Genomic DNA, 8,766 nt, shown 5'->3' on the forward strand with positions numbered 1-8,766 from the left:
GAGCAACAGCTGATCTAAACCCCAAACTGGGTACTTTTCACTCGGCGCTAATGGGTAGTTTCCATCCGGCACTCACACCGAACCACACGGGAAGTCGTTGGATGGCTCTACGAGTGGAACACTGGTTCGCAAGTGCCCATGTGGAAAAACGGTCGCAGAAGCGACGTGATCTACGAATAGCGGCTTACCGGATGCCTGAACGGCACACATAGCACTTCATATCCTTGACCTCGCCGTCTCTATCTTAGATCCGCACGTGAAAACGGACTCGCAGATCAAGCAGAAATCTGTGTGCAAGGCACTCTCTTTGTAGATCTCGCGAACTAGAGTTTTCTCAATCTTCATCGCAATTGGCCCGTGTGATGATTGAGTACTCTTCAGGGCAACGATGTTCGGAAAAATTGAACATATTATTCTTGCCATCTTCACACAGCGATAGATCACAATCAGCGACAATCAACTCATCCTTACTAGAGGACGTTTGGGCCACAATTTCCCCATGAGGCGAGACTATGCAGCTGCCAGCCATAAGGTCTTGCCCATCTTCGCAACCAGACTTGGCAACCGACACGACCCAGGTGCTGTTTTGGTAGGCACCCGCCTGAACGCACAGGTGGTTGTAGAACGCACGTCTATGCGGAGGTTCAGGGTGCTTTGCGTTGTGGGTCGGTGTGTTGTAACCAATCAAAACCAGCTCAACCCCTTTGAGGCCAAGAACTCTAAATGTTTCAGGCCAACGTCGGTCGTTACAAATACACATCCCAAGTTTCCCGCCTAGGTGATCCCAGACCGGGAACCCAAGATTCCCCACCTCAAAGTACTTTTTTTCCAAGTGCTGAAATGAACGCTCTGGATCAAATTCGTTGTGACCGGGTAGGTGTATTTTTCTGTACTTTGCGATTATTTCGCCGTTCGGGTTGATAAGGATTGAAGTATTATACCTTCTTGTTATACCTGCCTCTGGCACCAACTCAGCATAACCAAAATTCACTGAAAGCTTGAGACGCTGAATCGCTGCAAAGAGAGGGCGGGTCTCCTCGCCTGGCATCTCTTTTTCAAACCAATAGTCCAGTTCGGCCTCGTCCGTGATTTCGTATCGGGGGAAGAATGTCGTAAAAGCAAGCTCCGGAAACACGACAAGCTCAGATCCCTTGGATTTAGCCTGTTCAAGAAGCCCAACCAATCGGTCGACAACCGAGCTTCTACTGTCGGTTGGCTGAATTGGACCTAGTTGTGCTGCTGCGATTGAAATGACCCTGTTTTGCTTTCTCAAATCTAACATTTTTTCGGACTACCTCATTGAATCTTTGGTTACAGTCGCGCTTGCAGTCAATTACAACAAATGCAAAAATATTCCCCATCAATAACAAGGTGTAATATGCAGATTCGTCAGCTGGAGATGTTTAGAGCGGTCATGCAGTCGGGATCCACGAGTGGGGCTGCAGAGATCTTGAGTGTCTCCCAGCCCGCCGTAAGCCGCATGATCAAGCACGTGGAAGAAGTATTGGCTTTAAGACTGTTCGAACGCGTTGGTGGACGGTTGCATCCGACCGCTGAGGCGCATCAGCTCATGGACGAGATTGAACCTCTCTTTATTTCTCTCGAGGCCGTCCGCAACCGTGTCAAAGACATTCAGACCGGCTCTAAAGGGCATCTCCGAATTGTCTCGACCTCCAACATGGCGTCAACGATTATTCCCGAGGCATTGTCAGGATTCTTTGAAAACCGTGACCAGTTTCAAGTCTCCGTCGACGTCAAAAGATGGGAAAATGTCATTGAATATGTCGAACGAGGCGTTTCAGATCTTGGATTTGTCTTTTCTGCTCGCGAAATTCCGATGCATTCGTTGAATGCGCAGCCAGTAGGGATGGGAAGAATGGTTTGTTCTATGTCGGAAGACCATAAATTGGCTGCAGTTTCCGTCATCAGGCCTTCTGATCTGAAGGAGCACAAGCTAGTAAAGCTGGAAACGGGTAGCCCTCTCGGACAACTGATCGACAGAAGTTTCCAACAGTTCGAAGAGGACATACCATTCACAGTTGAGACCCGCTACTGCCAAACAGCCTGTGACATTGCGAATGCCATCTCTGGCGTAGCGATCGTTGATGAACTCACGGCCAATAACAACACAGCCAAGGGAATGACATTTAGAAACTACGTTCCAAAGATTGAGCTCACAGCCTTCGCAATTTTTTCAAACACACGACCAATGTCAGTCCCCATGAAGAAGTTGATCTCAAGAGTTGAGGCATCTTTTGTTGAGTTTTCTTCCTCGCTGGCACGCGGTTCTGCAAATTATTGATCTATGACAGTAAATTCGGCAGCCAAAGTGCGATGCCAGGTACAGCGATAATCAAGACCAACACCGCGATGTCGGCAAGCAGGAATGGCATACAACCGCGGTAGATTTTCTCAATTGGAATGTCATGCTCTTTTGGGATTACCCCTTTGATTGCGAACACGTTCAATCCAACGGGGGGAGTGATTGCGCCGATCTCAGTCAGTTTCAATGCCACAACGCCAAACCAAATGGGATCGTAGCCCAGCTTCAGCAAGAGAGGCATCACTATCGGAAGCGTGAGCGCATAGATTCCGATTGGCACCATGATCATACCCAGCAAGAATATAATCACCATAACGCCAATCAAGAAAGCAAGAGGAGGCAAATTCAACTCAATTAATGCGGAAGTTAACTGCGTAGGAAGGCCCGTTACGGCTAGGATGCGACTGTAGAACAGAGCGCCGATGTTGATCAGGAACAGCATCGACGTGACTTTAGCCGCATCGTGAAGCGATAGGGCGAGTAACTTTTTGTCACGCAAGGGGCCGAGCCCTGCGCCAATTATCAAAGCTGACAGAGCACCAGCTGCAGCAGCTTCGGTCGGAGTTAGAAATCCTCCATAGAGCCCACCCAATACTACTGATGCGATCAGTACGATAGGCCAGACCGAGATCAGCGAATACTCGCGGTCATCGTCGGTCTTTTGGGTTGCTTCATCTTCCTCATGATACGACTTGAGCTCCGGAGCCAATGATGGATTGCGCCGTACCATCCATATTATTAGGGCCGAATAAACCAGCACGGTTAACAGCCCAGGCAAGATGCCTGCTGCGAAAAGCGCTCCAATCGATTGCTGAGTGAACAAGGCGTAAATGATCATCATCATGCTTGGCGGGATCATTGACGCGAACGTGCCAGCTGAGGCAATGACGCCGACGGAAAGCGCTTTGTTATAACCTATTTGGATCATTTCTGGCAAAGCCATGCGACCAAATATTGCTGTCGTCGCAATGGACGAGCCAGAAACAGCACCAAAAAGCCCGCAGCTAAATGATGTTGCAATCAACAGGCTGCCGGGTAACCGACGCGTTGCGGAGTGCATTCCGAGATAGGCGCGTCGCGCCAGTTCGCCATTTGAGGCAAATGATCCCAGTAGAATAAACAAGGGGATTGCTGTCCAGGTTGGACTTGCAATCGAAAAGTAAGCAGCCTGACCAACAAGCGTGATGGAACTGTCAAAACCGAGAAGAAGGACAGACGAGATAAATCCACTAAGCAAGAAAGCCAAACCGATTTGCAAGCCGATAGCCATCAGCAAAAGCAAAAGAGCGATGCACAGCCCGCCAGCTACAAAAAATTCCATTCAGTGTTCCTTTGAGATCTGACTCTCGTGCGCAATCAATCTTGGCGGTGATCGCGTGTTAGAATTTGTAGAAAGAAAATGGCCATTCCGATGCACATGGCGAATTTTGTGGGCCAAATCGGAAGGTTCACGACACCTTCGATTGCATCATTTCTCTGGTAGGCTTGGGCCGCATCAACCACGACTGCATAAGTCAGGATGCCGACCGTAATAAACCCCAAGATCCAAACCAGAAACGATGTCATTTGTTTGATGTTTTGCGGCAATCTGTTGGTCAAGAACTGAAGGCGAACATGCTGATCTTCAGCTTCGCAATGGGCAAATCCAAAATAGATTACAATCATCATCACAAAGACGGAGAGCTCCGCCATCCCTTGCAATGGATAACCAAGGTTCCGCATAACGATATCCAAAACCAACACAGCCATGAGCACACTCATCAGCAATCCAGCAATCACCGAAAACAGGCCACCTACCTTCTTGATCAACGCCCGCATGAATTTCTCCTGTCTTCGGTGAAAACCCCCAACCGGCTTATCCCCTGCCGCCGGTTGGGGAGTGGTTTTATCGTGCCAAGGCTTCGGCGTGGATTGCCTTGACTTGCTCCATAACTTCGGCCGCATTGGCCAAACCAGCTTCTTCAGCGGAGGTGATCCATTCCGCACGCAGGTTTTCAAGTTCGGCTGCGTTTTCCCACTTTTCGACATCCGCTCCAGAAAGCTCGGTCACGCGATAGCCTGCCGCCTCCTGCTCTGAACGAACCTGATCGAAAGCAGCATTATAAACGGCAGAAAATTCAGCCTCCGCTGCTCTCGACGCTTCTACCAGACCAGTGGCAGCCTCAGCGCTCAGACCTTCAACGAAGCTCTTGTTCGCAATGTGAAGAAACGGAACTGCAAACCATAGCTCTTTTGAAATGAGCAAATTCTGCGCCACCTCATCGAACTTCATGAGGTGCAAGCCATCATAATTGGTGAAGGTTCCGTCGATACTGCCAGTTTGCAGCGCGACATAAACGTCTCCCCAAGGCACTGATACAGGCACGGCACCAGCATTTTCCAAGTACTTCAGTGGCCACTTACCGCCCGCGCGCCATTTGTCGCCCGAAATGTCATCAATGCCATTGAGTTCGTTTCGACCAACGAACGCGCCGGGAAGACCGGCTGTTACCATCAAAGGAACAACGCCTTCCTTTGCCAATTCTTCCTTGAAGGCGGGAACCCGATCATAGACCTGATGATAAAACCAGGCCATGTCGTCAAATTCTTGCGGTCCTCGTGGGAATAAAGAGAATATTGAATGGGCTGCTAACCGATTGGGATAGTGTCCTGGATAGACAAAACCCATATCCGCTACACCAGAACCCACTCCAGCCAACACTTCTTTGGAGCCCATAAGGGTTCCAGCAAAAAACTCCTGAACATCAATATCGGTTTGCGATTCGATCGCGGGGAGCCATACATCGGCAACAAATCCCGTACGCATGCCTCCGTTGGGGTCGTGGTCGGAGTAGCGCGCATTTTCTGCGAGCGCCATTGTGCTTGCGCAGCACATCAATGCCGCAAGAGCCACTCCTTTCATTCCGCCTCGGTCTCCAAATCCTCTTGTCACTTTGCTCCGTGCCATGCCAACCCTCCTCTGTGTTGCATTGGTAACTACAGGTCTCGTGCACTGGCATTAAAGCCGGACACGAGTAGTGTGCGGGTAGGCTGCCCAGAAGAAAGCCTTAGTGCGAATGCTTTTGAAAGCCAAGTGAATAACGGATTGTTATATTGTATTTGACTTGAGATCATAGGAAGCGAGACCGATCCACCTAAGTTTTTGCCATCTGGGTGTAGGGGTTAAACGGCTACTGTAGCGAATCATTCACCTAAATTAGCGGTTCTGAGTTCACGGAGTTATGAGGTTGTGCCCGCGCTATAGCAAAGAGTTATTCATTTGACGCTCAAATAATATGATTTTCATACCTAGCCGCGTGATAATCGGAAGGAGAGGCTTTACGGAGGAGACATGCTTTGGCTCAGTTAGAAAAAGTAATTTGCGGAAATATAGTTCTGCCCAATCGCACGCTGATGAGCGGTTACGTCGGCGTTAAGTCCGAGAAAATTGTCTGCATTGGAAGTGGCGAGCTCCCGAGTGCCCAACAATTGTTAAACTATACCGAGAGTTGGATTCTGCCGGGGGTAATTGACGGACAAGTGCACTCCTCTAGTCAATTGGGACAAGAAGGATTGAAGATCGCATCTCGTGCAGCCGCAGCTGGGGGCGTGACAACAATGGTCGAAATGCCCTATGACGATCCCGCAGCCATCTCTACACGTGAAGCCTTTGAAGACAAAGCAAACCGCGCAGAGTCCGAGTCGCTGGTTGACGTGGCTCTCTATGCGACGATCCTCGATGAAGCTGGACTGCAGGACATAGATGATCTGATCGCTCTCGGAGCTTGTGGGTTCAAGTTTTCAACCTTCGAAGCGGCGCCCGGCCGTTTCCCAAGGGTGTTTGAAGACGTCATTGAACAAGCAATGCTTAAGATCAAGCCCTACGGATTACCGATCGGCGTTCACAATCAGATTCAGGATCTCACGCTTCGAAACATCGAGAGGCTGACAAAAAATGGGGAAACAGATATCGGTGCTTTCCTAGCTGCACACACTGAGCTGATCGAAAATTTGGCAACATCGGCAGTTTATGAAATCGGCGCTATGACTGGGGCGAGGGCCCACGTCGTCCATGTGTCTACAGGTCGTGGATTTGAGTTGCACGAGATGTATCGAAACGCGGGACACAGTGTTTCGATTGAAACCTGTATTCAATATCTCATGGTGAATCATGAAGAACACGCGACCAAACTAGGTGCATTGGTCAAACACTACCCGCCGATACGCCGCAAAGAGCAAGTTGACAAACTATGGGAGCACATTGCACAGGGCAATTGCACTTTTGTTTCCTCGGATCATGTGAGTTGGTCACTTTCAGTCAAAGGTGATCCCAACATTTTCAAGAACAAATCCGGCGGGCCTGGGTTGGAGACTTTACTCCCTGCGTTCTGGACTGGATGTCAGGCTCGCAACTTGTCGCCCCAAACCGTGGCTCGCTTGCTGTCTGAAGGGCCTGCTGAGCATTTCTTGTTGCGAGACCGTAAGGGAGCTATCGAAGTTGGCTTGGACGCTGACTTGGTTGTTCTTGAGCCGAAAAATCATGTTTACTCAGCAGAAAATTCGCAGTCGGCCGTTTCTTGGAGCATGTTCGACGGCTTCGAATTCAGTGCGAAAGTTGCGGCGACGTTTTCTCGTGGTGAGCAAGTGTGGGATGGAACCAAAGTGATGGGAAACCACGAGAAGGGCGGGCGTGTTGTTCGGCCAAATTTGAAAGTCCAATAAAGCAATGCAGAACATCCAAATAAATTCACAACGCCTTTGGAATCGACTGATGAGGTTGTCAGAAATCACCGTGCCAGACCAACCCTGGACACGTCGGTCATTCTCCCCTGAATTTAATCGCGGTCGCCAGTGGCTTACCGAAGAATTCAAGAGTGTGGGACTAAACGTGTCCACAGATACGGCCGGGAACCTGATTGGTCGCCTCAACGGTAGTGCCAAGAAGAATCTTCCAATCATGATAGGGTCGCACAGTGACACTGTGCCATTCGGAGGGCGCTTTGACGGCATTCTCGGAGTACTGTCGGGGTTAGAAGCCATCCAGACACTGAAAGAAAATGGTGCCCTACCAGCTCATGATATCGAACTGGTAGATTTCTTGGCAGAAGAGCCAAGCGAATTTGGCCTTTCGTGCATTGGGTCAAAAGCGATGGCCGGTAAGTTGGAAAGCGAACAGCTCGATCTCACTGACGGAAATGGCAGAAAACTCGGAGACGCGATCCGATCCGTTGGCGGTGATCCGGAACTTTTGCATCAAGCCAGCCGTGGGGCAAACTCGATAGTTGCATATCTCGAAATCCACATCGAGCAAGCAACACGATTGGAAAGCGCGGGTCTATCGATTGGCGTTGTTACAGACATTGCCGCAATCCGCAGGGAAAACATCCGTGTGGTCGGCAGAGCCGATCACGCGGGCGCGACACCGATGGGGCTTCGCAAAGACGCTTTGGTAACAGCAGCTTATCTCATTTCCGCAACCGAGGAGCTAACCGAGGCAGCAAATGCAAGTGTTGCCGCAATTGTAGCAACGATAGGGAAATTGAGCGTTTCTCCAAATGCAGCGAATGCGGTGCCTGGAGAGGTTGAGTTCACACTTGAAGTCCGCAGTGGTGACGATGCGAAGTTGAAAGCGCATACTGACGGGCTTCTTAAAAGATACCGAGATATTGCACAAAGTCGGGAGCAAGCCGTCCACGTACAACAAGTCAGCTGTGGAACCTCAACCAAGTCGGCAGCCAAAGTTATGCGTGCAATAGAAACAGCGTCTCAAAACGAAGGCCTTCAGACGATGCAGTTGTCCAGTGGGGCGGGTCATGATGCAGTATACGTATCGCATTTGGGCCCAGCAGGCATGATTTTTGTACCATGTCGTGACGGCCGCAGTCATACACCAGAAGAATGGGTCGACGAGGTCGGATGCGCTAGAGGGGCGCAAGTTTTGCTTGGGGCGCTGCTGGAGCTCGATAAAGAATGACACGCCTGATTAGTTCCGACCTAGACCCAAGGCAAAGGTATAATCTTCTCACCAATATTGTCATTCCACGACCTATTGCTCTGGTAACTACCGTCGACAAAGCTGGAGGGAGAAATGCTGCCCCGTTCAGCTTCTTCAACGCAGTTTGCGGCAATCCCCCCACCGTCATATTGGGGATAAACCGCGATGATCCTGCTCGCGAGAAGGATACGGTAGCGAACATCCAAGACACTGGAGAGTTTGTCGTAAATTTGGTAGCTCAGGAAATGCTCGAAAAGATGACTGTTTGCGAAGTGGATGTTCCAGCCCACGTTGACGAATTGAATCTTGCCGATATCGAGGTTGAACCTTCAGCGACAGTGTCAGTGCCAAGATTGGTGCAGACACCGGCGAGTTTGGAGTGTCGCCTAAGGTGAATTAGTTCTGACCTGATCTGACACAGCTCTGTTGGAGGAGCGAGGGTTACCGGTTTTGATGGTGGTGCCAAGCC

The 8,766-nt window shown here is 50.1% G+C and carries 8 protein-coding genes; 4 read left to right on the forward strand and 4 right to left on the reverse strand.

What is annotated here, in order from left to right; genetic code table 11:
* Nucleotides 1–334: 334 nt before the first annotated feature.
* Entirely contained in the window at nt 335–1,282 is a 948-nt protein-coding gene (locus QMZ18_RS36590; RefSeq protein WP_282611390.1) for an N-carbamoyl-D-amino-acid hydrolase, read from the reverse strand.
* Nucleotides 1,283–1,378: 96 nt separating this feature from the next.
* On the opposite strand from QMZ18_RS36590, the gene QMZ18_RS36595 reads away from it, so the two are divergent.
* Nucleotides 1,379–2,302 (forward strand): LysR family transcriptional regulator, encoded by a 924-nt coding sequence (locus tag QMZ18_RS36595; protein WP_282611391.1) that lies wholly within the window; start codon nt 1,379–1,381, stop codon nt 2,300–2,302.
* Nucleotide 2,303: 1 nt separating this feature from the next.
* On the opposite strand, the gene QMZ18_RS36600 is transcribed toward QMZ18_RS36595, so the two are convergent.
* From QMZ18_RS36600 to dctP, 3 genes are all read right to left on the reverse strand, one after another.
* Nucleotides 2,304–3,644 (reverse strand): TRAP transporter large permease, encoded by a 1,341-nt coding sequence (locus tag QMZ18_RS36600; RefSeq protein WP_282611392.1) that lies wholly within the window; start codon nt 3,642–3,644, stop codon nt 2,304–2,306.
* Nucleotides 3,645–3,679: 35 nt separating this feature from the next.
* Nucleotides 3,680–4,141, reverse strand: coding sequence for a TRAP transporter small permease (locus QMZ18_RS36605; protein WP_282611393.1), 462 nt, complete (start codon nt 4,139–4,141; stop codon nt 3,680–3,682).
* 67 nt (nt 4,142–4,208) lie between these two features.
* On the reverse strand, nt 4,209–5,270 hold the full coding sequence (dctP, locus tag QMZ18_RS36610) for a TRAP transporter substrate-binding protein DctP (RefSeq protein WP_282611394.1): 1,062 nt from the start codon (nt 5,268–5,270) through the stop codon (nt 4,209–4,211).
* Between the two features lie 389 nt (nt 5,271–5,659).
* Here dctP and QMZ18_RS36615 point away from each other — a divergent pair, with 389 nt between their 5' ends.
* Genes QMZ18_RS36615 through QMZ18_RS36625 form a run of 3 tightly spaced genes read left to right on the forward strand, consistent with a single transcriptional unit; the run spans nt 5,660 to nt 8,692 of the window.
* Complete coding sequence (locus tag QMZ18_RS36615; RefSeq protein ID WP_282611395.1) at nt 5,660–7,024, forward strand: dihydroorotase family protein; 1,365 nt, start codon at nt 5,660–5,662, stop codon at nt 7,022–7,024.
* Nucleotides 7,025–7,028: 4 nt separating this feature from the next.
* The gene (locus QMZ18_RS36620; protein WP_282611396.1) at nt 7,029–8,276 is read left to right on the forward strand and encodes a Zn-dependent hydrolase; all 1,248 of its coding nucleotides are present in this window, start codon (nt 7,029–7,031) and stop codon (nt 8,274–8,276) included.
* Entirely contained in the window at nt 8,273–8,692 is a 420-nt protein-coding gene (locus QMZ18_RS36625; protein ID WP_282611397.1) for a flavin reductase family protein, read from the forward strand. The genes QMZ18_RS36620 and QMZ18_RS36625 overlap by 4 nt, the downstream gene beginning before the upstream one ends.
* The last annotated feature ends 74 nt before the right edge of the window (nt 8,693–8,766 follow it).

It is taken from the genome of Pelagibius sp. Alg239-R121, from assembly GCF_947331435.1.
Classification (GTDB): Bacteria; Pseudomonadota; Alphaproteobacteria; order Kiloniellales; family Kiloniellaceae; genus Denitrobaculum.